Source organism: Pandoraea fibrosis (assembly GCF_000807775.2).
GTDB classification, from domain to species: Bacteria; Pseudomonadota; Gammaproteobacteria; order Burkholderiales; family Burkholderiaceae; genus Pandoraea; species Pandoraea fibrosis.
Genome location: NZ_CP047385.1, coordinates 2,211,711 through 2,232,555, shown reverse-complemented (window position 1 = coordinate 2,232,555; position 20,845 = coordinate 2,211,711). Strand labels below are relative to the sequence as shown.

At 64.0% G+C, this 20,845-nt stretch carries 19 protein-coding genes and 1 pseudogene; 9 read left to right on the top strand and 11 right to left on the bottom strand.

Going from position 1 to position 20,845, the window contains the following annotated elements:
- Positions 1 to 15 precede the first annotated feature (15 nt).
- Together PI93_RS10000 and PI93_RS09995 are read right to left on the bottom strand one after the other, a co-directional pair.
- A complete protein-coding gene (locus PI93_RS10000) occupies positions 16 to 921 on the bottom strand; it encodes a phosphoribosylaminoimidazolesuccinocarboxamide synthase (RefSeq protein ID WP_039372867.1) in 906 nt (301 codons plus the stop codon).
- Positions 922 to 1,102: 181 nt separating this feature from the next.
- The gene (locus PI93_RS09995; protein ID WP_039372704.1) at positions 1,103 to 2,482 is read right to left on the bottom strand and encodes a hypothetical protein; all 1,380 of its coding nucleotides are present in this window, start codon (positions 2,480 to 2,482) and stop codon (positions 1,103 to 1,105) included.
- Positions 2,483 to 2,852: 370 nt separating this feature from the next.
- Between PI93_RS09995 and PI93_RS09990 the strand changes: the two genes are divergently transcribed.
- Positions 2,853 to 3,560, top strand: a complete 708-nt coding sequence (locus tag PI93_RS09990; protein ID WP_039372707.1) for a hypothetical protein — start codon at positions 2,853 to 2,855, stop codon at positions 3,558 to 3,560.
- A 99-nt stretch (positions 3,561 to 3,659) separates the two neighbouring features.
- Here the strand turns inward: PI93_RS09990 and fba are convergent, their stop codons facing one another.
- The 5 genes from fba to PI93_RS09965 all read right to left on the bottom strand — a co-directional run bounded on the left by fba (position 3,660) and on the right by PI93_RS09965 (position 8,974).
- On the bottom strand, positions 3,660 to 4,724 hold the full coding sequence (fba, locus tag PI93_RS09985; RefSeq protein WP_039372709.1) for a class II fructose-bisphosphate aldolase: 1,065 nt from the start codon (positions 4,722 to 4,724) through the stop codon (positions 3,660 to 3,662).
- Between the two features lie 134 nt (positions 4,725 to 4,858).
- On the bottom strand, positions 4,859 to 6,292 hold the full coding sequence (gene pyk / locus PI93_RS09980; protein ID WP_039372711.1) for a pyruvate kinase: 1,434 nt from the start codon (positions 6,290 to 6,292) through the stop codon (positions 4,859 to 4,861).
- 233 nt (positions 6,293 to 6,525) lie between these two features.
- Entirely contained in the window at positions 6,526 to 7,731 is a 1,206-nt protein-coding gene (locus PI93_RS09975) for a phosphoglycerate kinase (RefSeq protein ID WP_039372714.1), read from the bottom strand.
- 86 nt (positions 7,732 to 7,817) lie between these two features.
- Positions 7,818 to 8,141: an AzlD domain-containing protein gene (locus PI93_RS09970; RefSeq protein WP_039372715.1), complete on the bottom strand. Its 324-nt coding sequence runs from the start codon at positions 8,139 to 8,141 to the stop codon at positions 7,818 to 7,820.
- On the bottom strand, positions 8,138 to 8,974 hold the full coding sequence (locus PI93_RS09965; RefSeq protein ID WP_080759299.1) for an AzlC family ABC transporter permease: 837 nt from the start codon (positions 8,972 to 8,974) through the stop codon (positions 8,138 to 8,140). The genes PI93_RS09970 and PI93_RS09965 overlap by 4 nt, the downstream gene beginning before the upstream one ends.
- 466 nt (positions 8,975 to 9,440) lie before the next feature.
- On the opposite strand from PI93_RS09965, the gene PI93_RS09960 reads away from it, so the two are divergent.
- The 5 genes from PI93_RS09960 (at position 9,441) to PI93_RS09940 (ending at position 12,999) form a co-directional block, all read left to right on the top strand.
- Complete coding sequence (locus tag PI93_RS09960; protein ID WP_010808463.1) at positions 9,441 to 9,638, top strand: zinc-finger domain-containing protein; 198 nt, start codon at positions 9,441 to 9,443, stop codon at positions 9,636 to 9,638.
- Between the two features lie 112 nt (positions 9,639 to 9,750).
- A complete protein-coding gene (gene waaF / locus PI93_RS09955; protein WP_039372719.1) occupies positions 9,751 to 10,776 on the top strand; it encodes a lipopolysaccharide heptosyltransferase II in 1,026 nt (341 codons plus the stop codon).
- Between the two features lie 44 nt (positions 10,777 to 10,820).
- Positions 10,821 to 11,276, top strand: coding sequence for a nuclear transport factor 2 family protein (locus PI93_RS09950; protein ID WP_052240824.1), 456 nt, complete (start codon positions 10,821 to 10,823; stop codon positions 11,274 to 11,276).
- Between the two features lie 16 nt (positions 11,277 to 11,292).
- A complete protein-coding gene (locus tag PI93_RS09945) occupies positions 11,293 to 12,324 on the top strand; it encodes a YheT family hydrolase (protein WP_039372722.1) in 1,032 nt (343 codons plus the stop codon).
- A 9-nt stretch (positions 12,325 to 12,333) separates the two neighbouring features.
- Positions 12,334 to 12,999 (top strand): DUF2946 family protein, encoded by a 666-nt coding sequence (locus PI93_RS09940; protein ID WP_039372725.1) that lies wholly within the window; start codon positions 12,334 to 12,336, stop codon positions 12,997 to 12,999.
- A 4-nt stretch (positions 13,000 to 13,003) separates the two neighbouring features.
- Here PI93_RS09940 and PI93_RS09935 read toward each other — a convergent pair whose 3' ends face one another.
- Together PI93_RS09935 and PI93_RS09930 are read right to left on the bottom strand one after the other, a co-directional pair.
- Positions 13,004 to 14,329, bottom strand: a complete 1,326-nt coding sequence (locus tag PI93_RS09935; RefSeq protein ID WP_039372728.1) for an MFS transporter — start codon at positions 14,327 to 14,329, stop codon at positions 13,004 to 13,006.
- Positions 14,330 to 14,488: 159 nt separating this feature from the next.
- Positions 14,489 to 16,063, bottom strand: a complete 1,575-nt coding sequence (locus PI93_RS09930; protein ID WP_236105611.1) for a M48 family metalloprotease — start codon at positions 16,061 to 16,063, stop codon at positions 14,489 to 14,491.
- Positions 16,064 to 16,352: 289 nt separating this feature from the next.
- Here PI93_RS09930 and moaC point away from each other — a divergent pair, with 289 nt between their 5' ends.
- Positions 16,353 to 16,832 (top strand): cyclic pyranopterin monophosphate synthase MoaC, encoded by a 480-nt coding sequence (gene moaC, locus PI93_RS09925; protein ID WP_039372730.1) that lies wholly within the window; start codon positions 16,353 to 16,355, stop codon positions 16,830 to 16,832.
- Between the two features lie 21 nt (positions 16,833 to 16,853).
- On the opposite strand, the pseudogene PI93_RS09920 reads toward moaC, so the two are convergent.
- Positions 16,854 to 17,728, bottom strand: a pseudogene (locus PI93_RS09920) (EamA family transporter).
- 77 nt (positions 17,729 to 17,805) lie between these two features.
- On the opposite strand from PI93_RS09920, the gene PI93_RS09915 reads away from it, so the two are divergent.
- Entirely contained in the window at positions 17,806 to 18,402 is a 597-nt protein-coding gene (locus PI93_RS09915) for a MarR family winged helix-turn-helix transcriptional regulator (protein WP_080759300.1), read from the top strand.
- A 50-nt stretch (positions 18,403 to 18,452) separates the two neighbouring features.
- Here PI93_RS09915 and PI93_RS09910 read toward each other — a convergent pair whose 3' ends face one another.
- Positions 18,453 to 19,664 carry an MFS transporter gene (locus tag PI93_RS09910; protein WP_039372733.1) on the bottom strand — a complete coding sequence of 404 codons (1,212 nt, stop codon included), beginning with the start codon at positions 19,662 to 19,664 and terminating at the stop codon, positions 18,453 to 18,455.
- A 103-nt stretch (positions 19,665 to 19,767) separates the two neighbouring features.
- Between PI93_RS09910 and PI93_RS09905 the strand changes: the two genes are divergently transcribed.
- Positions 19,768 to 20,727 carry a LysR substrate-binding domain-containing protein gene (locus tag PI93_RS09905; protein WP_052240826.1) on the top strand — a complete coding sequence of 320 codons (960 nt, stop codon included), beginning with the start codon at positions 19,768 to 19,770 and terminating at the stop codon, positions 20,725 to 20,727.
- The last annotated feature ends 118 nt before the right edge of the window (positions 20,728 to 20,845 follow it).

The window sequence follows — 20,845 nt, the reverse complement described above, 5'->3', positions numbered from 1 at the left end:
GTCGTCGTGTCCTGCTCAGGCCAGTTGCTGGCCGGTCAGGCGCTCGAGCGCCTCGCGGTACTTGGCCGCCGTCTTCTCGACGACCTCGTCCGGCAGCTTCGGTGCCGGCGGCGTCTTGCCCCACGGCTGGGTCTCGAGCCAGTCACGCACGAACTGCTTGTCGAACGACGGCGGGTTGCTGCCCACGGCGTAAGAGTCGGCAGGCCAGAAACGCGACGAATCGGCCGTCAGCGCTTCGTCCATCAGATGCAGCTTTCCATCGTCGTCCAGACCGAATTCGAATTTCGTGTCGGCGATGATGATGCCGCGCGTGGCCGCGTAGGCCGCCGCTTCCTTGTACAGACGAATCGAGATTTCGCGGATTTGCTCGGCGAGTTCGCGGCCGATACGGCTCACCATGTCGTCGAAGCTGATGTTCTCGTCATGCTCGCCCAGCTCGGCCTTGGCCGCCGGGGTGAAGATCGGTTCAGGCAGTTGTTGCGCGTTTTGCAGACCGGCGGGCAGCTTCACGCCGCACACGGCGCCCGTCGCCTGATAGTCCTTCCAGCCGCTGCCGGCGAGGTAGCCACGCACCACCGCTTCCACGAGAATCGGCTTGAGGCGCTTGACGACGACCGCACGGCCGGCAACTTGCCCGGCTTCGTCTGCGGACACGACCGTCTCGGGCGCCACGCCCGTCAGGTGATTCGGCACAACGTGCGCCAGCTTGTCGAACCAGAAGTTGGCCATCTGGTTGAGCACACGGCCCTTGCCCGGAATCGGTTCGCCCATGATCACGTCGAACGCCGAGAGGCGGTCCGTCGTTACGATCAGCAGCTTGTCGTCGCCGACGGCATAGTTATCGCGCACTTTGCCGCGCGAGAGCAGCGGTAGGCTCTTGAGGGAGGATTCGTACAGGGCGTTCGGAGCGGGGGTAGTCACGGCGGGACCCAATGTCAGGAAGGGCAAAGGCGTAATTATACGCGCGTCGGGGGGCGATTCACGAAGATGTCGCCCCCCGATGTGTCATGGGGCGGGAGGCCGGCGCACCGACGCCGGCTCCGCCCGCTGGCGCTCGCCGTCGAACGCCGCCCCCCCGGCCCCTCGACACGGGGCGTCGGACTCAGGCGGTGCCGCGCCGGAATAGCGGCTCGAGCCTTGCCAGTTCGCCCTCGTGCACGAGCAGCGCCACGACCGGGGCCCTTGAGACCGGATTCGACATCACATTGGAACGAAGACGGCAATGGCGGTACCAGTCGGCCACGGAAGCGGCGTCGTAGTACTTGTTGTCGCAGGTCAGCCCGTCATCGTCGACGGACACCAGCCGGATCGCGTTCCGATGGTCCGGATCGATACTCGCCTGGGAGATCCGGTCGACGTGACCGTAGGTGTAGCTGGGCGTCAGGAACCGGACGCCACGCTGCACAGTGAACTCGTCGCAAAGCCAGAGCATCGCGGTATCGGGTGGCAATCCTCCAGACATGAGTGCCGGTGACACACGGTCAAAATTGTCTTCGAGGAGCGCCGCCAGAGTCAGGCGTGCTTCATCGCCAGCCTCGTCCCCATCGCCATATTGACCGACGGTCTGCGCCGGCAACCGCGCCTTGAGCAAATGGATCTTGCGTTCCTGATCGAGATCCCCTCGACCGGGGGTGCGAAGCACCTCGAGCAGTCTCGCGAATTCGGCAATCAGATCGAGGCTGCGGGCCGCCAGATTGATATGGTGGTCGCTGTACTTGGCGCGTTGCCCGACGACCTGCTCGCGCAGGCTTGCGCGCAGCGCCGCATCGCCGTTTGTCAGCAGCAGTGCCGCGCTCGCGATCACGGCGCATGGCCGGGCGATGCCGCGCTCCGAACACACCATCGCGACCTTGCCGGGGTTCTCGCGCATGAACGCCGCAACGCCGCGCCCGGCGTCCCATAACACCTCGCGGGGAATCTCGGCATCGAATCGCTCCATGCCGACAAACTCCATGAACTGCACATGAGACAGTCCGCCATCAAGGGGAACGGGGGCGGGTTGCGCGCGTGTCGCAGCGGCATCCGACGCCGGCGGGCTGCGATGTATGACGCTGGAAAAATACTCGTGAATGGGCCGCTCGGCGTACCCCGTTTGACGCGACTCCCGCAACAGGTGCGCCGAGTCGGCGGGGGGCTGCATCACGCCGGGTTCGACACAGAAGATCGCACCGATCTGCGGGCGGGCTTTGAGCATGCGGGTGAGCACCCGCGCCTCTCCCGGCGTCGCCGTCGGCCCGACGATGAACCGATGTCCGCCCAGCTCGATCAGGCCGTAACGCGTGCATTGATTTCCCAGACGGATCAATTGCGAGGTATGAACACCATACAGATCGGCCCAGTCCTGCGTCGCCTGCTCGATCGCCGGCGGCATTGCCTGCGCGGCGGCATCGCTTCCCCGGCGTTGAACTTGTGTGCTGGCGTGCGTCTGTGCGGCGGTTTCACCGATCTCGCTGCCGCGCCAATCGGCGGCCATGGTCGTCATGGCGATCTCGGAAGGGCCGGGCGTTGGCTCACTTGCGGCGACGCGCACCGTCGTCTGCGCTCGATGAGACACCGAAGTTACCTCTCCCGCCAGGGAATTGCCCTCCGACGATGGCGGTGAATTTTCGTTTGGGCTGGATATGCCCAGACAACGGGAAACGACTTTGGGCAGGGACATGGGCATGGCAATCTCCGGATGGCCGCGAGGGCGCGAGCGAATGAGCGGGGGGCCAGGGAGACTCCCACGCAGCCCGGCACCGGACTTCGGGATTGGGTGGATGACTATCGATTTGCGCCGGCACGGGCGCCACCGCACACCGGTCGGGGGGCTAGGATTTCCCGTCCTTCGACCTGCCCGGATGTTGCCTAGAATGGAAATGCTCACCCGAACCGAGGGGACTGCCGTGACGAACGCCGCGAATCCGAAAACTGTCCGGCAGCCCTGCGCCGACAAATGTGCCTTGCGCCGCCGCGGCGTCTGCCTCGAAGTCCGACCGGGCGCCCGTCCCTGCCCGCTCCCGAAAACGCATTGGCACGCCCGTCTGGCGCTGAGCGCCGCGCTGGCGTTCGCCAGCCTGCCCGCGTTTGCGCAGTCGACCTCCCCCGGTGCGACGCCGCCAGCAGCGTCCGCCCATGCCCCGATCCATCGGCCCGGCACGCCGCACCCGGCCCCCCCGAGCCCTGCATCGACCGCGACCGACACCGTCGAGCGGCCCGCGCTGCCGCGCCTCGTCGCGATCGCCACGCCGGAAAACGACGACGATATTCCTCGCTTCGCCTTGTTTGCGGCGCGCGACATCGAGCAGTTGGGCTTGCAGTTCCCGGCACAAAAAGGCGACACCCCGACGGATACCGAGGTCGTCATCACGATGAGCCTGCGCGACGGCGCGACTACCCGCATGCGCGACTTCTCCCGCCAGCACATGAACGAACCGATGACGCTCATCGTCGACGGCGTGGAAATGCTCACCGCCACGATCCGCTCCGAGCTGGGCGGCAAGTTCCAGTTGCAGATGCCAAAAGAAAAGGCCCGGCTTCTGTTCCAGCGAGTGCTGGCCAAAGCCGGGCCTGCGACCTGAGCGCGAGGCATGTGACGGGATAAGCCCGTCAATCCCCCGCTGCCCGGGCCGGGCAGCCTGCCATGCGGGGCGAGCCCGGCATGGCAGCGATGCGTTCGATTACTTCACGATCTGAGCGAGATCGCCGCTCTTGTACTTCTCGGCCATCTTGTCGAGCGAAACCGTCTTGATCTTGCTGGCCTGACCTTCGCAGCCGAACGACAGATAACGCGCCTTGCAAACCTGCTTGGCGGCTTCACGAGCCGGCTTGAGGTAATCGCGCGGGTCGAACTTGCTCGGGTTCTCGAACAGATAGCGACGGATCGCGCCCGTCATGGCGAGGCGGATATCGGTATCGATGTTGATCTTGCGCACGCCGTGCTTGATGCCTTCGACGATCTCTTCGACCGGCACGCCATACGTTTCCTTCATGTCGCCACCGAATTCGCGGATCTCGGCGAGCAGTTCCTGCGGCACCGACGACGAACCGTGCATCACCAGGTGGGTGTTCGGAATGCGACGATGGATTTCCTTGATGCGGTCGATGGCGAGAATGTCGCCCGTCGGCTTGCGGCTGAACTTGTAGGCGCCGTGCGAGGTACCGATGGCAATGGCCAGCGCGTCGCACTGCGTCTGATGCACGAAGTCGGCGGCCTGATCCGGATCGGTTAGCAGTTGCTCGCGGGTCATCGTGCCGTCGGCACCGTGGCCGTCTTCCTTGTCGCCCTTCATCGTTTCGAGCGACCCCAGCACGCCCAGCTCGGCTTCCACCGTCACGCCGATGTAGTGCGAGAACTCGACCACCTTCTTCGACACTTCGACGTTGTACTCGTAGCTGGCAACCGACTTGCCGTCGGCTTCGAGCGAACCGTCCATCATCACGCTCGAGAAGCCGCTCTTGATCGCGGCCATACACACGGCCGGCGACTGGCCGTGATCCTGGTGCATCACCACCGGGATGTGCGGATAGGCTTCCACCGCCGCCGAGATCAGGTGACGCAGGAACGCTTCGCCAGCGTACTTACGGGCACCTGCCGAGGCTTGCATGATGACCGGCGCGCCGACTTCGTCGGCGGCAGCCATGATGGCGGAAACCTGCTCCAGATTGTTGACGTTGAAGGCCGGCAGACCGTAGCCGTTTTCGGCGGCATGGTCGAGCAGCTGTCGCATAGAGACTAGGGGCATGATGTTCTCCTTGGAATCACAAAACTAAGCAAATCTTTCCTCGATCCAGAGGCGCCCCTCATGACGACGGCTCGCGGGCGGCGCGGCGTGAGCTGGTGCTCCTGCGCCTCGCCGCGCTCGCGCGGCCCACTTCGTCATGCCTGGCCCACCTGGACGATCTTCAACGTATTGGTACCGCCGGGTTGCCCCATCGGCTCGCCTACCGTCAACACGATCGTGTCGCCGCGCTTGACCACGCCGCGTGCGAGCAACAATTGCTCGGCTTGCTTGAGCGCTTGATCGCGGTCGAGCGTAGCGTCGGCACGCATCGCGTAGACGTTACGGTACAGCGCCATCTTGCGATGGCTGCCGAGTTGCGACGTCAGCGCAAAAATCGGCACATGAATCCTGTGGCGGGACACCCACAGCGCGGTCGAACCCGACTCCGTCAGGGCCACGATCGCTTTCGCGCCAAGATGATACGCGGTAAACAGGGCGCCGGCCGCAATCGTTTGGTCGATGCGCGTAAAAGTTTGGTTCAGCCAGTCGCGATCGAGTTCCACGGTTTCCGAACGCTCGGCTTCGACGCAGATCGCGGCCATCGTCTCGATCGTCTCGACCGGATACTTGCCCGCCGCGCTCTCGGCCGACAACATGACGGCGTCGGTCCCATCGAGCACCGCGTTGGCGACGTCCGACACCTCGGCGCGGGTCGGCACCGGGTTGTGGATCATCGACTCCATCATCTGCGTGGCCGTGATCGTGAGCTTGTTCATCTCACGCGCGAGCTTGATCATGCGCTTTTGCAGACCCGGCACCGCGGCGTTGCCCACTTCGATGGCCAGATCGCCACGGGCGACCATGATGCAGTCCGACGCGGCCAGAATTTCTTCCAGCGCCGGGATGGCTTCGGCACGCTCGATCTTGGCGATCATGCGCGGCTTGATGCCATACGGCTCGCCAGCCACATTGGCCAGACGGCGCGCCATTTCCATATCGGTGGCGTTCTTCGGGAAGGAGACCGCGACGTAGTCGGCGCCCAGCGCCATCGCCGTCTTGATGTCTTCCATGTCCTTGGCCGTGAGCGCCGGTGCCGTCAGCCCACCGCCCTGGCGGTTGATCCCCTTGTTGTTCGAGAGATCGCCGCCGACCTTCACGGTCGTATGGATCTCGGTGCCCAACACGCGATCGACGATCAGCACGATCAGGCCGTCGTTGAGCAGCAGCACGTCGCCCGGACGCACGTCGCGCGGCAGTTCCTTGTAGTCCAGGCCGACGCGTTCGTCGTTACCCAGTTCGCAATCGGCGTCCAGAATGAACTTGGCACCCGCTTCGAGCGTGGTCTTGCCGTTCTCGAACTTGCCGACGCGAATCTTCGGGCCCTGAAGGTCGGCCATGATGGCCACTTCGCGGCCCGCTGCCTTGGCGGCCGCGCGCACCATCTCGGCGCGCTCGATATGGTCCTGCGCCTTGCCGTGCGAGAAGTTCAGCCGGACAACGTCAACGCCTGCGGCGATCATGCGCGAGAGCACTTCCGGCGTGCTGGACGCCGGACCGATAGTGGCGACGATCTTGGTGGAGCGGTTCATTACATCCATCTCTTCATCCTCTTTTGGTAACAGCGCGTTCGACATTGCTGGCGCTTAGAGGTTTGTAGCGCATTTAGGCCGCCGCAGGTTAACCAAAAAGTTCGTATTGTCCGTACGAAATCGTTTGATTCGATCTCTGATGTTCGCAATAAGGCACTCAAAACCGCCATTTGCCAACCGTTTCCGGACCGTCGAACCGGCCTGCGAGCCCCGCTCCACCTGCCTTCAGGCGATCAACTGGCTTGTGCCGCGCGTTGTTGCAGCACATCGACAGCCGGCAGCGTCTTGCCCTCGAGGAATTCGAGGAAAGCGCCACCGCCGGTCGAGATATAGCTGACCTGATCGGCAATACCGTACTTGGCGATGGCGGCGAGCGTGTCGCCCCCGCCGGCGATCGAGAACCCCTTGGCTGCGGCAATGGCGCGCGCCAGGGTCTCGGTGCCGTGACCGAACTGGTCGAATTCGAACACGCCGACCGGGCCGTTCCACACGATGGTGCCGGCACCCGAGAGTTGCTCGGCCAGCTCGGCAGCCGTTTGCGGGCCGATGTCGAGGATCATGTCGTCGGCGGCCACGTCGGCAGCCGCCTTCACGGTAGCTTCGGCCGTGGCGCTGAATTCCTTGGCGCACACCACATCCGTCGGAATCGGCACCGACGCGCCGCGTGCGGCCATGGCGTCGATGATCGCCTTCGCCTCGCCAACCAGATCGGCTTCGGCGAGCGACTTGCCGATCGGCAGGCCGGCAGCCAACATGAACGTGTTGGCAATGCCACCGCCCACGATCAGTTGATCGACCTTGTCGGCGAGCGTTTTGAGAATGGTGAGCTTGGTCGAGACCTTCGAGCCTGCCACGATGGCCACGAGCGGGCGGGCCGGCGCGTTCAGCGCCTTGCCGAGCGCCTCGAGTTCGGCAGCGAGCAACGGGCCGGCGCAGGCGACCGGCGCGTACTTGGCAATGCCGTGCGTCGTGGCTTCGGCGCGGTGGGCAGTGCCGAATGCGTCGTTCACATAGACGTCGCAAAGCTTGGCCATCTTCTGCGCCAGTTCGTCGTTGTCCTTCTTCTCGCCCTTATTGACGCGGCAGTTCTCCAGCAGCACAACCGTGCCCGGCGCCACGTCGAAGCCACCGTCGACCCAGTCGGCGATCAGCTTCACCTCACGGCCGAGCAGTTCCGACAGGCGCTGCGCCACGGGCGCAAGCGAGTCGGCCGGCTTGAATTCGCCTTCGGTCGGACGGCCCAGGTGCGACGTGACCATTACGGCAGCACCGGCGTCGAGCGCCATCTGGATGGCCGGCACCGAGGCGCGGATACGCGTGTCTTCCGTGATACGGCCCTCATCGTCTTGCGGCACGTTCAAATCGGCGCGGATGAAGACACGTTTGCCAGCCAGGCGGCCTTGAGCGATCAAATCGGAAAGACGTACGACGGAAGCCATGAGAATCCGGAATAAATGGTGGGAAAAACATGCATTTTAACTGATCCGACCGTCCGGTTGCCCATTTTGGGGCTTGGGGGTTCTGCCTACAGGAACAGGCGGCCCAGTGTGTAGACGACCATCCCGATGACGATCATCTCGATCATGTTGCGCCGCCAGACGAACCAGCCGGTGGCCGCCACGGCCGCCGCGAGCTTGTGGTTGCCCAGATGCAGCGCGAACTGATGATCGAGCAGCAGCACCTCCGGCACGACGATCACGGCAAGCGCCGCCGCCGGGGCATAGCGCAGCGCGCGTTGCAGTCGCTGCGGCAACGTCACCCGGTCGCCCGCGAGCAGGAAGAAGGTACGGGTGACGATGGTGATCGCCGTCATCGCCACAAAGGCGAACCAGATCTCGAAAGTGCTCATGAGCGACGCTCCCCGTTGGCGCGGGTCGGTGAATGCTCCTGCGCGCGGTCATGTCCGACGTCGCCCGCCTCAGCTTGGGCGGTGTCGTCGTTCGCCGCTACCTTCGGACTCGCCAGCGCAAGACGTTTCGCGTGACGGGCGGCCAGTTCGTCGCAGACCATGCCCGCGGCCAGCGCACCGAGCACCCCGAGCACGAGGTTGAGCCGGTAAGGCAGATCGAACGCGAGCAGACCGATAACGGACGCGAGCGCCACCGCCAGCATCGTCGAGCGGCTGGTGATCGTGTGAACCATCATCGGAATGAGGGCCAGCGTGCCGGCGAACCCCAGCCCCCAGCTATCGGGCACGAGCGCGCCGAGCATGATGCCGAGGATCGACGAGACATGCCACACCGCCCAGTTGCTGATCGTAATGCCGTAATACGTCCCTTCTTTGCCCGGCACATAGCCGTTCGCGAAGTTCTGATTCATGAACATCACGAAGCCGAGATCGCCGTTCACGTAGCCAAGCACAATGCGCCGGGGCAGCGAGAGATAGGAGAAATGCGGCTGGAGTGCGGCACTGAAGATCACGAAACGCAGATTGACGATGCCGACCGTGAGCAGAATCGTCCACAGGGGCATGCCGGCGGCGAATAGCGGTAGCGACGCCAATTGGGCCGAGCCTGCGTAAAGCATCAGGCTCATGCCGATGGCCTGAGGCACCGTCAGGATCGATTTGCTCATGGCGACCCCGGTCACGAGTCCCCACGAGAAGATGGCAGGCAAAAGCGGCGAAATGATGCGGAAACCGGCCGCGAACCCATCACGTTCGGCGGCTGGCAGACGAAGCATTGGCATGGTCGGTTGGGGGGCGAGCACCGAAGCGTTCGATGCAGTGTCTGGCATTGCGGGGCAAAGCGGTCCCGACGGCGCCCGGCACGCCCAAGATGGCCGCTAGCGGCCATAGCGCCCGCCAGGGTTGCCGGAGTGTCTCCTGAATATATTCATCATTGGCGGCGAGCGACAGGCCATTATAGCCACGGTAAATAGTTGCTTACTACGTCGTCGGTACATATCTGCGGATATCGTCTGGTTTTTGCAGGTGCAACACGCGAGGTGTCGCATACGCACCACGCGGTGACCAATAAGCGGGGGCGGAACGGGCATGCAGCGCGTCCGCTGGCGCTGCGAGCCATCCGCAAAGGGCAGCGGCTGCTTTACAATAGCGTCTTTTGGTGGGCAGGCAGCCAGCGTTTTCATGCATGGCGCCCGCCCTGCAATCCCCAAAATTCCGAATACCCATCACGGTCCGAACCCCATGAGCGAAGTCAAACAAATGCCGGTCGTCGAAGTCGGCGCCGAAGATCTGCCGGTCCACTGCCCGAATCCGAAGATGGAAGCCTGGAGCGCCCATCCGCGTGTGTTCATCGATGTAACGCACGGCGAAGCGGCCTGCCCGTACTGCGGCACGCGTTATCGCGTGAAGGCCGGTGTCGTGCTCAAGGGCCACCACTGAGCCACCCGTCGCCCCACCCGACCGGTCGGGCCCAGCGTCAAGCTGTCGCAATGCGCCGCCCGGTCGCCCGTCCGTTTCATCGTTACGCTTAACGTTTAGAGTCTCCGCCACGATGCATAAAGCCTTGGTGATCGCCCCCAACTGGATTGGGGACGCGCTGATGGCGCAGCCGTTGTTCACCCTGCTCAAACGTCTGCATCCGCGTCTGACCATCGACGCGATCGCCCCCGGCTGGGTCGCCCCGGTGCTGGAGCGCATGCCGGAGATTTCGCGCGTGGTCGCTACCGACCTCGCGCACGGCAAATTGCAGCCGCTCGAGCGTTACCGGCTCGCGAGCGTGCTCGCCGACGAGGGTTACGACGCCGCCTATGTGCTGCCGAACTCCCTGAAGTCGGCGCTGATTCCGTGGCTGGCGCGCATTCCGTTGCGCATCGGCTACAAGGGCGAGCAGCGCTACGGTCTGCTGAACGTGCGCCACGCCAATCCGCGCAAGGACGAGCGCCCGCCGATGGTGCGGCACTACGCTGCACTCGCGTTCGCGCCGGGCGCCAAGTTGCCCGAAACGCTGCCCACGCCGCGCATCGAAACCGATCTGAACGAATCGGCGCGGGTGTTCGCGCGCTTCGAGCTGGATCTGCGTGTGCCGCTGGTGGTGTTCTGCCCCGGAGCCGAGTTCGGCCCGGCCAAGCGCTGGCCGCCGGGTCATTTCGCACAGCTCGCGCAGTTGGTGCGCCGTTCGTTCCCCTATGCGCAGATCGTCGCGCTCGGCTCGGGCAAGGACGGTGCGCTGGCGCAGCAGATCGCTGCCGAGGCGCCGTTTGTGCGCAATCTGTGCGGACAGACGTCGCTGGCCGAGGCGTGTGCGCTGCTGGCCCGCGCCAATGCGGTAGTGAGCAACGATTCGGGGCTGATGCACGTGACGGCGGCGTTGCGCCGCCCGCAGATCGCCTTGTTCGGTTCGTCCGATCCGCGCCACACACCGCCGCTGTCCGACCAGGCGCATATCCTGTGGCTACAATTGGAATGCAGCCCGTGTTTTGCCCGCGAATGTCCGCTGGGTCATACACGCTGCCTCAACGAGCTGATGCCTGAGCATGTATTCGCGAATGTGCGCAACATATTGCTCACGCAGCGCTGATCCGCGTTCAGCCCGCCCCCGGTAACACTCAACGGTAAATCCTCATGCCACGTTTTGTCCGTCTGTTCGATGCCGCCAGTGAAACCATCACCGCCTTTTACGACGCGCTGCGCCGCGGGCAGACGGATCGCGTGATGTCGCTCTGGGCGAACGAGGATTTCGTCAGCTACATCCGCGCCGACGGCACCCGCTGGGATGGTCTCGAGCAGATCCGCAGCGGTCTGGTCGCCCAGTTCTCGCAGAGCGTGGTGCTGATCGATTCGCTGGACACGACCGAATACGACACCGTGGGCACGGTCGTGCACACCGCCACCGAAGCGATACGCGTTGGCAAGGAAGACGCCGGTCAGACGACCGCCCAGCTCATCCACACGACCTATGTGCTGGTACACGAGCAAGGCGACTGGCGCTTCGCCCACATCCACTCCAGCCCCTTGCCGCCGCATGCCGTCGAGCAATTCAGCCTGATGATGCACGCGCGTCCGGACGGGCTGCACTGACAGGTACGGCACGACGATGACGGCGCGTCAGGCGACGTTTCTTCCTCTGGATTACCAGCCCCCCCGGTGGCTGCCCGACGGGCACAGCCAGACGATTTACCCGGCGCTGCTGGGTCGTCGCCCGTCGGTCGAATTCCGGCGCGAGACGTGGGACACCCCTGATGGCGACTTCGTCGATGTCGATTGGCTGGTGGCCCCACCGGCCGCAGAGAAATCTCCTCCCGCTCCCGGCGGATTGGTCGAAGCACCGCTTGTCGTGCTGTTTCACGGGCTCGAAGGCGGCTCGGGCAGTCACTACGCCCGCACCCTGATGCGAGAGGTCGAAGCACAGGGCTGGCGCGGCGTGATTCCCCACTTTCGCAGTTGCAGCGGCCGCATGAACCGTGCGCCGCGCTTCTATCACTCGGGCGACAGCACCGAGGTCGACTGGATCTTGCAACGGCTGCGCGCCAACACGTCGGGCCCCATCTTCACGGCAGGGGTATCGCTGGGCGGCAATGTGCTGCTGCGCTGGCTGGGTGAGCGCGAGGGCCATGCGACGCAGGTCGTGAGTGCGGCGTGCGCCATCTCCGCGCCGCTCGATTTACGCGCGGGCGGACTGGCGCTCTCGCGGGGATTCAACATGGTGTACACGCGCAACTTTCTGGGCACGCTCAAGAAAAAGGCGCTCGCCAAGCTCGACCAGTACCCGGGGCTATACGACCGGAACCTGATGATGGCCGCGCGCGATCTCGGCGAATTCGATCACGTGGTCACCGCGCCGTTGCACGGCTATCACAGCGCGTTCGACTATTACACGCGGGCGTCGAGCAAGCCGATTCTGCCCGCCATCGAAGTGCCGACGCTGGTGATCAACGCGCGTAACGACCCGTTTCAGCCCCCCAGTGCGTTGCCCGGTCAGGACGATGTCGGACGCTATGTACAACTGCTGCAACCGGCGAATGGCGGACACGTCGGCTTCATGAGCGGACCGTTTCCGGGCGGCATGACATGGATGCCACGCACGGTAGTCGACTACTTTCGCCAATTTTTGCCGAGTGCGGCCTGAGGATGCGTCATGGATGAAATCGTTCGACAGGCGATGGCCAAATGGCCCAACGTACCGCATTGCTACGGCTGGCTCGCGCTTGACCGGCGTGGACAGTGGCGCATGCGCGACGAAGCGGCGCAGGCGGCAGGTACGGCTGGCGATCCGATCCGTCACGCGGCATTGCTCGCGTTCATCGCGCGCAACTACGCCAGCGACGACGCCGGGCGCTGGTACTTCCAGAATGGGCCTCAGCGCGTGTACGTGGCGCTCGCCTATGCACCGTTCGTAGTGCGGCTTACGTGGGATGCCACCGCGAACGAGGGTCGCGGCGCACCGGTGCTGACGGATCAATTGGGGCATACGTTCGTGCCGCAAGCGTGTCTGCTGGATGAAAACGGGAATGTGGCGTTTGTCGGTGAGGCATCCGGCAGCGAGGGCGAAGACGCCTCGATGGGAAACGCACCGCTCGCGTTGCTACACGATCACGACATCGATTTGCTCACGCAGGTCTCCGATCTGGCGCAGGCCTTCGAGATCGCGCAAACGTCCGACGATACTGCCGACGCCAAAGGGGCTGTGCGCCTGCATTGGCGCAATGGCACCACCCTCCCCTTTGCGACCGTCCACGCAGGGAGTCTGCCGCAGACGTATGGTTTCGAGCGTGATCCACAGGCAGACGATCAAGGCGCCTGAGCGGTTACACCGCGACGTCCCTTCGGACTTGTTCAGCGTCGTCAAACACCTCGGGATACCGGTCGGTGTAAAAGCGCTCGGTATGCTCACCCGAGCCCTTCCCGCCAAGTAGCTGCCACGGCTCACTGGCGAGACACGATGACAATGCGGCGATAGAGACCAAGCCGCCGAACAACCACCATCGTCCATCCAGGGTGTCTGCGGCATACGAAACGCCATATAGCGTGAAGGACAGCATGCTTGCCATCTGCGTCGTCAGCAACGTTGCACTGGCGACCCTGATGCGCACGGACGATGGCATTGCGATCACGCGCCGGTCGATGCCGTTCATCGACAGACAGGCGCCAAAGATCCCGGTTGACATCAAACACATCCCCAACACGACGGCGGTGTCCGCGGCAGTTGCCGCTACGAGGCTAATGCCCAGCGCCGCCCAGACGGCGACGTAACCCAGCCTGCGTTGCAGTGCGCCGGAGAGGATCGTGTGAAAGACGACAACGCCCGCAATCGATCCAACAACGAATATGCCGATCAGCCAACCTGCCTGCGACTCCGGAAGTGCCGCCTGTCGCACGAGTTGAGGAATCAGCAGCGGCACAATTCCCGCAGTCGCAACGCCCAGCAAGATGTCGCAGAGCGTAAAGAATCTTTCCGCCGGTAGCCGTATTTTCAAGGTGAATCCAGCGAAGGCGCGACGAAACAATGGTCTTACCGAAGCAGGCTCGGATATTCCGCCCTGACTCGACGACGGGAGTACGGGGAATATAGGGAGTCGCGGCAGAAGAGGTAGTACGCAACACCCCAGCGCTGCGACACACCACAAAGCATATTGCTGTGTACAAAACAGCAAAGCCGCGCCAGCCAACAATGGGCCGCAGATACGACCGAGATTGACCGTGACGCGCTTCGCACGAAATGCGCAGAGTGTTCGAGTGGCGTCGACCGTCTCGGCGGGATAGACGCCAAGCAGGGGTTGCACGACCGCGAAGGCGGCGACAGCCACCATGTCATTCAGTATCCAGAAAGTCACACTGTGCGTTGCAGCCTCGATGACCAACCGCGATATGCCTGATAGCACAATGATCACGCTCGCCCAGCGCATCACCCACTCACGCGACAAACGCTCAGTCCATGAAGCGGCCACAGGCAGTGCGATAACTGCGCCCACGGCAAGTGCAAGCTCATAGGCGACGACACCGGCCGTACCGAACCGCCCGAGCAACACGATGGGCACCGTCGCGTTCCACATGCCGAGATAGGCCGCCAGCAGGAAATCCAACGACAGGTAAACGAGAAATGTGCGCACGATGCAGGCCAGGAGAATCACCACGACCGAGTGTCGGGCGTGGCGACCATGACGCGAAAGGGAATGCGTGAGCGGCGATGAAAGACTTGACGCAACGGCAGCATCGAACGCAATCTCAGACCGATCGAAAGGATAGATTCTCTGACAGCCGACAGAATGCACGTAGCTACGTAGTACGCACGCTCACCCGAACTGCTTGTTGAAGTCCTTCTCGTCTTCCTTGTCTTCCCGGTAGCGACGTTGAAACTCGTGCAGTCGAGCGTCGATGGTCGACATCTCGTAGAAGTCGGCGTCGCCCGCGTCGCGCGCGAGTTTGAGCTGGCTGACGGCAGCCATCCACTGACCTTGCAATGCGTACTGCTCCGCCAGCGCGGCGTGCTGGCGCGCCCGCTTGCCATCGGCAGCCCACGCGCCCGCCAGCGCCCGCCACCAGATCGGCTCGCTGCGATAGCGCTCGACCTGCGCCTGAAGGAATTTCGTCGCTTCGGGAATGCGTTGGCTCGCGACCAGCGCGTCGGCATAGGCCATGTCGGCCGCCTGAGAGAGCGGGAACGCTGCGCGTGCCTGCGTAGCCACACGCAACGCTTCCTCCGGGCGCCCCGACAGACGGGCGATATCCGAGGCCAATACGGCCAGACTCGGCGTGCCCGGCCCCGTGCCGCCAAATGCCGCGCGCGACTTCTCAAGCGCCTCACGCGCAGGCTCCCAACGACGTTGCTTGAACTCCGCCAACGCCACGGCATACCACGCCCCCGCGACACTCGGCGCCGTCTGCGAACGAATTGCCGTGCGCTGCGTGTCGGCAATCATCGCAAAGTCGCTCGCCGACTTCTGCTGCAACACGAGCGAACGCGCACGCACAAACGCATACTCGGGCGACTGCTCCGGCTGACGATAGCCGGCGTTGCGCGACCGATTGAGCATGTCGGCAATGCGATCCGTCGTGAGCGGGTGAGTCCGCACGTATTCCGGCACACCGGCTTCGTTGATGGAATCCGCACGCTGCAAACGCTCGAAGAAGGTCGGCATCGCATATGTGTCGAAACCCGCCGCCTGAAGCAACTGGAAACCCACCCGATCGGCTTCACGCTCCGCGTCGCGCGAGAACCGTAATTGCCGATCCACGGCCAGCCCCTGCCCCCCCATCGCAATCCCCATGCCGAGATCCGAACTGCGGGCACCAATCCCCGCGAGCAGGCCGAGCAACAACCCACCCAATGCGATCCATGAGTTCTGCGACTGCTGACCGAGCATCCGCGCGATGTGATGCTGCAAAACGTGCCCCGTCTCGTGCCCGACCACCGATGCCAGCTCCGACTCGGTGCGCGTGGTCACGATCAGTCCCGTGTTGATGCCGATGAACCCGCCGGGCAGCGAAAACGCGTTGATCGCCGGATCGCGCACAACGAAGAATTCGAAACTCTGACTGGCATCGAGCCCGACTTTGCGCGTGGCCGACACGAGCTTGCTGCCCAGTGCATTGACGTAATCGGAGAGCAGCAGATCGGACAGATAATCGGGATCGGCGCGAATCTCGCGCATCACACGTTCGCCCAGCTTGCGTTCCATCGCGGGCGACAGATCGGCCGCCGAGCTTTGGCCGAGCGTCGGCAACGACTGCGCTGCGGCCTGCGTCGGAAGCACGGCGGCAGCGAACGTCGTTGCGGTCATGACTGGCAGCATCGCCCACGCGAAAACACGCCGCCAGCGAGCGACATCGCTCGTGCGACGGGGGGATTGACGTGGCAGCTTCGACATGACGGTCATCCGCGCCATGAACAGCACGACGAAGAAAAGCGAAGCACGGGAATCATGCGGGATATGCCGATGGAGGCGCTGAACGAACGTGACGAACGCGTCATGGAAATGGGCGCCGCAGGGCGCTGATCATTCGGGGCTGCTGCTATGATAGCAGCCAGACGTGGACGTTCCGTGGCATCGCCTCGACGTCCGGAATGCAGACAAAACCCATCCGAATTCACGCTCGCCAGCGGCGCAACTGCGCCTTCGTGCCAGCACTTCCGTCACACCTTCTCAGCATCGACTCATGGCAGAACTCACCCATTTCGACACCGCCGGACAGGCCCACATGGTTGACGTCGGCGGCAAGGACAGCACGCACCGCATCGCGGTCGCACGCGGCACCATCCAGATGAAGCCGGAGACGCTCGCGCTGATTCGCACCGGCACGGCCAAGAAAGGTGACGTACTGGGCATTGCCCGCATCGCCGCCATTCAGGGGGCGAAGCGAACCGCCGACCTGATTCCGCTGTGCCACCCGCTCGCGCTCACGCGCGTGACGGTGGAGTTTCTGGTGGACGATAGCGCAAACGCCGTCCATTGCCGCGCGCAGGTCGAGACCATCGGCCGCACGGGTGTCGAGATGGAAGCCCTCACGGCCGTTCAGGTCGGCCTGCTGACGATCTACGACATGTGCAAGGCCGTCGACCGCGGCATGACCATGACCGACGTGCGCGTGCTGGAAAAGCACGGCGGCAAGTCGGGCGACTGGGTAGCGCAGGCGTAAGCGCGCTCTCGGGCAGCGGCGTCACGTCCGCGACGCTGTCCACTGCACCGCCAGAATGCTCGCGAACACCGTCACGAGTCCGACGAACGCAAAGCCCTTGATCGCCTGATCGAGCAATACCCAACCGAGAACCACGGCGGTCAACGGGCTCAGCAGACCGAGCGACGACACCGCAACTGGCGCCAGACGCCCAATGCCTCGAAACCACAACGCGTAAGCCAGCAACGCCCCGGCGATCGAGAGATACAGATAGCCCAGCGTCTGCCAGATCGTGAGCGCGGGAAGCGGCGCATCGGCCAGCCACGCAACGGGTGCGAGCATCAATCCCCCCAGCAGCAACTGCCATCCGGTGAGCGCCAGCACCGGCATCTCCAGACGCCACCGGCGCGTGAGATAGGTGCCTGTCGCCATACTTGCCGCCCCCGCCAGCGCCGCCACGATGCCCACCGGCTCGAACACCGTGCCGGGCGACAACAGCAGCACTCCCATGCCGACGACGCCCGCGAGTGCCGCCCATACCGTGGTCGCCAGTGGACGCCGCTGCTCCCACCCCCACGCCACCCCATGACAAGCAATGGCTGAATCGCGCCGACCACCGCCGCCAGTCCGCCCGGCAAACGATACGCGGCGACAAACAGCAACGCCTGAAAGGCACCGATGTTCAACGCGGAGAGCACCACCAGGCGCCCCCAATCGCGACGCCCCGGCCAACGTCGCGCATAGAGCAACAGCAGCAGCCCCGACGGCAGCACACGGATGAGCGCTGCGGTAAATGGCCGGTCGGGCGGCAACAATTGCGTCGTCACGATATAGGTCGAGCCCCAGATCATCGGCGCCAATGCCGTGAGCAGCGCGTCGATCCAGCGCACCGGTAAAGAGACCGTCGTAGTCGTCATGGCAATTTATCTTCAATTCAAGATAAATTGCAGTTTGGTATCCTTTTGTCTTGAAGTCAAGATAACTGGAGTTACGCATGGGAAACCGGCCCACGGGGAATCGCGCAACGCGCGCCGCAGCAAGCATTAATCAGGCTCGGCAATCGCCGCAGAACGGCGGCGATGCGGTCGACAGTATCCTTGCGCAATGGCATCGCGAACGCCCCGACCTGGATGTATCGCCGATGGGCGTCATCGGTCGCCTCAAGCGTTGCGCGGCGCTCGTCCAGCAACAACTCGATGCGACGTTCGCCGAGTTCGACATGAGTGGTTGGGAATTCGACATGCTGGCGACATTGCGTCGCTCGGGGGCGCCCTACCGGCTCGCACCGACCGCCCTGTTTTCGACGTTGATGGTCACGTCGGGGACGATGACGCATCGATTGCAACGTCTGGAGGCTCGGGGCTGGATTGCCCGCGTAGCCAATCCGGACGACGCCCGAAGCCTGCTGGTACAACTGACGGATGCCGGATTCGCGTTGATCGAGCAGGCCGTCGAGGCCCACGTCGCCAACGAACACCGGATGCTGGCGCCACTGACGAAAGCCACCCTCGCGGACATCGAATCCGGCTTGAGCGCATGGTTGCGCATGCTCGAAGCCGGACGCGAAGAAGGTCTTGAAGCGGGACGTTGAAGACGTCAGCGGCAGGCAGTGCAGCGCTGCCGCATCACATCACTGTTAGATCACGCCGAAGCCACGTTGCCGACACGCTGACGCTGCGGCCAGAAGTACCACACCGCGCCCAGCACTTGCAGCACGATCAGTACCGTCCAGGCAGAGAAGTGCGCCTGCGCACTGTGTGCCGCGTAGGCGCCGAGCATCGCCCCCACGCCCACCTGGCAGAAGAAAATCAGCAAGAAGATGACCAGCGTGAGCGAGGTATTGACGCGTCCGATCAGCGTGCCGTGGAAATGCTCCGCGAGCACCGCATACGACAGAATGCCCGTGCCGCCGAAGATCCCATACGCAGCCCACAACACGACCGGCGGCATCGGCGCACGCATCATCAGCAACAACTGCACCACGACGAACAACACCATGCCGACGCCGGAAAACGCGAACACGCTCACACCGCGACGCTCGAGCGAGCGCGCCGCCGCCCCGAACACCACGCTGCCAGCCATCATCGCCAGCCCCACGACCGACACCAGCGATGCCGCCTGCGCCTCCGACAACCCTTCCACGTCACGCATGAACGGCGCCATCCACAGCGATTGCATCGCATAGAACACGCCCTGCGTGATGCCCGAGAGCGACGTCACTTTCCAGAACATGCCGCTGCCCAGCACCTGACGAACGCCCTTGAACGCTTCGGACAGACCGCCTTGCGCATGCGAACCCGGCTTCTCGGGCGCACCGAACCACAGGGCGATCGACATGAAGACCGTCAGCGCCGCCAGTCCGAACGACACGTTGCGCCAGTCCGTCAGGCCAAGCAGCCAGTTCAGCGGCGTGCCGACGACAACCCCGCCCATGCCGCCCACAGCCATCACCAGACCATTGAGCAACGGCAGGCGCGCCACCGGAAACCACTGCGCCAGCGCTTTGAACGCGCTGCCCAGGCACACCGACACGCCCACACCGATAAGCAGGCGCCCGACCATTAGCGCGCCCACCCCCTGCGCCAGTCCGAACAGGGCTGCACCGGCCGCCGCGAGCAGCAGGACGAGCGACGCCACCCGACGCGGCCCGAATTTGTCGAGCAGTACGCCGGCCGGCAATTGCGCGCCCGCGAAACCGAGGAAATAAAGACTCGTCAGCAAACCGAGATCGGCAGACGAGAGACCCAGTTCACGCGTCATGAACGGCGCGAACCCGATGTTCACCCCGCGGTACACGTATGAGACGAAGTATCCGCAGGCGAACAGCACGAAGATGCGAAGTGCCTTCGACATGGAGCTATACCCTAGTGAATTGCTTGGGTATGGATTGTCGGCGGAACCTCGTCGTGAGGCCAACGAAACCTTTGCGCGCGCATTGTGAGTAGAATTTGACATCATGATCCAACACCTCCCTCCCCTTCAATCACTGCGTGCGCTTGAGGCAGCCGCCCGTCACCGTAGCTTTACGCGCGCGGCGGAGGAATTGAATTTGACGCACAGTGCGGTGAGCCACCACATGCGCTCGCTGGAACAGCAACTCGGCACAGTGCTGTTCCGCCGCGTGGGCGCCCGCATGATTCCGACGAGCGTTGGGGCGCGTCTGGCCGAGCGGGTGCGTATCGGCATGTCGGAACTCGACGAGGCGCTCACCGAGGCGCGGGCCGGCACGGCGCCCGGCGCGTCGCCCGTCACCGTGCGCCTTGAGGTCAGCGTCATGACCGATCTGGCCGCGCAATGGCTGATCCCCCGGCTGGACCGCTTCAGCGAACAGCACCCCGGCATTGACCTGATGCTGCGGATTCATGCGGATATCGCCGCGCCCGACCCGTATTCGGTCGACGTGGGCATTTGGCATCAACGGGTGGAAGCGACGGGATTCGTCACACGCAAATTGCTCGACGACTGCGTCATCGCCGTGTGCCATCCCGATCTGATCGCGCGCGTGCCGGGGTTCACGGTGGCGGATACCGACAAATTGCCGATGCTGCGCTTCGCGCATCGGTCGTGGCGCGACTGGCAGGTCGCCGCCGGCTTGCCACCGCACGAACCCACGCGCGGGCCGATTTTCGACGATTCGGGCTTGCTCTTGCGGGCGGCGATTGCGGGACAGGGCGTCGCTACGACGCGCAGTTTGCTCGTGCGCGATGCGCTGGCGGCGGGGGAATTGGTGCAGATCGGCGAGGCACGCATTGCGCCTAGCCTCGAATATCACGTGAACTGGCGGGAGAATCATCCGCGCGAGCGCGCAATTCATGCCTTCTGGCAGTGGATGCAGGACGAGATCGCCGCCACTCCACCGCTCGTCGCCCCGCGCATTCGGAGCGACAACGACGCCACCTCGCCCACTCGGGCATAAATTCAGGCGAAAAAAAACGGCAACGAACTCCGAAGAACTCGTTGCCGTTCTGGGGCGGGCTTCAGCCGCCGAATCGAAGATTCGGCGAAAAAGCCCGGCGACCCGGCATTCGAGGCGT

Bases quoted from the DNA above. Each gene is read 5' to 3' on its own strand.
- PI93_RS09930 (WP_236105611.1), bottom strand. From the start codon at position 16,063: ATGTCGAAGCTGCCACGTCAATCCCCCCGTCGCACGAGCGATGTCGCT.
- PI93_RS09970 (WP_039372715.1), bottom strand. From the start codon at position 8,141: ATGAGCACTTTCGAGATCTGGTTCGCCTTTGTGGCGATGACGGCGATC.
- PI93_RS09960 (WP_010808463.1), top strand. From the start codon at position 9,441: ATGAGCGAAGTCAAACAAATGCCGGTCGTCGAAGTCGGCGCCGAAGAT.
- PI93_RS09990 (WP_039372707.1), top strand. From the start codon at position 2,853: ATGGAAATGCTCACCCGAACCGAGGGGACTGCCGTGACGAACGCCGCG.
- pyk (WP_039372711.1), bottom strand. From the start codon at position 6,292: ATGAACCGCTCCACCAAGATCGTCGCCACTATCGGTCCGGCGTCCAGC.
- PI93_RS09975 (WP_039372714.1), bottom strand. From the start codon at position 7,731: ATGGCTTCCGTCGTACGTCTTTCCGATTTGATCGCTCAAGGCCGCCTG.
- PI93_RS09915 (WP_080759300.1), top strand. From the start codon at position 17,806: ATGGGAAACCGGCCCACGGGGAATCGCGCAACGCGCGCCGCAGCAAGC.
- moaC (WP_039372730.1), top strand. From the start codon at position 16,353: ATGGCAGAACTCACCCATTTCGACACCGCCGGACAGGCCCACATGGTT.
- PI93_RS09965 (WP_080759299.1), bottom strand. From the start codon at position 8,974: ATGCTTCGTCTGCCAGCCGCCGAACGTGATGGGTTCGCGGCCGGTTTC.
- fba (WP_039372709.1), bottom strand. From the start codon at position 4,724: ATGCCCCTAGTCTCTATGCGACAGCTGCTCGACCATGCCGCCGAAAAC.
- PI93_RS09950 (WP_052240824.1), top strand. From the start codon at position 10,821: ATGCCACGTTTTGTCCGTCTGTTCGATGCCGCCAGTGAAACCATCACC.
- PI93_RS09945 (WP_039372722.1), top strand. From the start codon at position 11,293: ATGACGGCGCGTCAGGCGACGTTTCTTCCTCTGGATTACCAGCCCCCC.
- PI93_RS09905 (WP_052240826.1), top strand. From the start codon at position 19,768: ATGATCCAACACCTCCCTCCCCTTCAATCACTGCGTGCGCTTGAGGCA.
- PI93_RS09940 (WP_039372725.1), top strand. From the start codon at position 12,334: ATGGATGAAATCGTTCGACAGGCGATGGCCAAATGGCCCAACGTACCG.
- PI93_RS09995 (WP_039372704.1), bottom strand. From the start codon at position 2,482: ATGACGACCATGGCCGCCGATTGGCGCGGCAGCGAGATCGGTGAAACC.
- PI93_RS09910 (WP_039372733.1), bottom strand. From the start codon at position 19,664: ATGTCGAAGGCACTTCGCATCTTCGTGCTGTTCGCCTGCGGATACTTC.
- waaF (WP_039372719.1), top strand. From the start codon at position 9,751: ATGCATAAAGCCTTGGTGATCGCCCCCAACTGGATTGGGGACGCGCTG.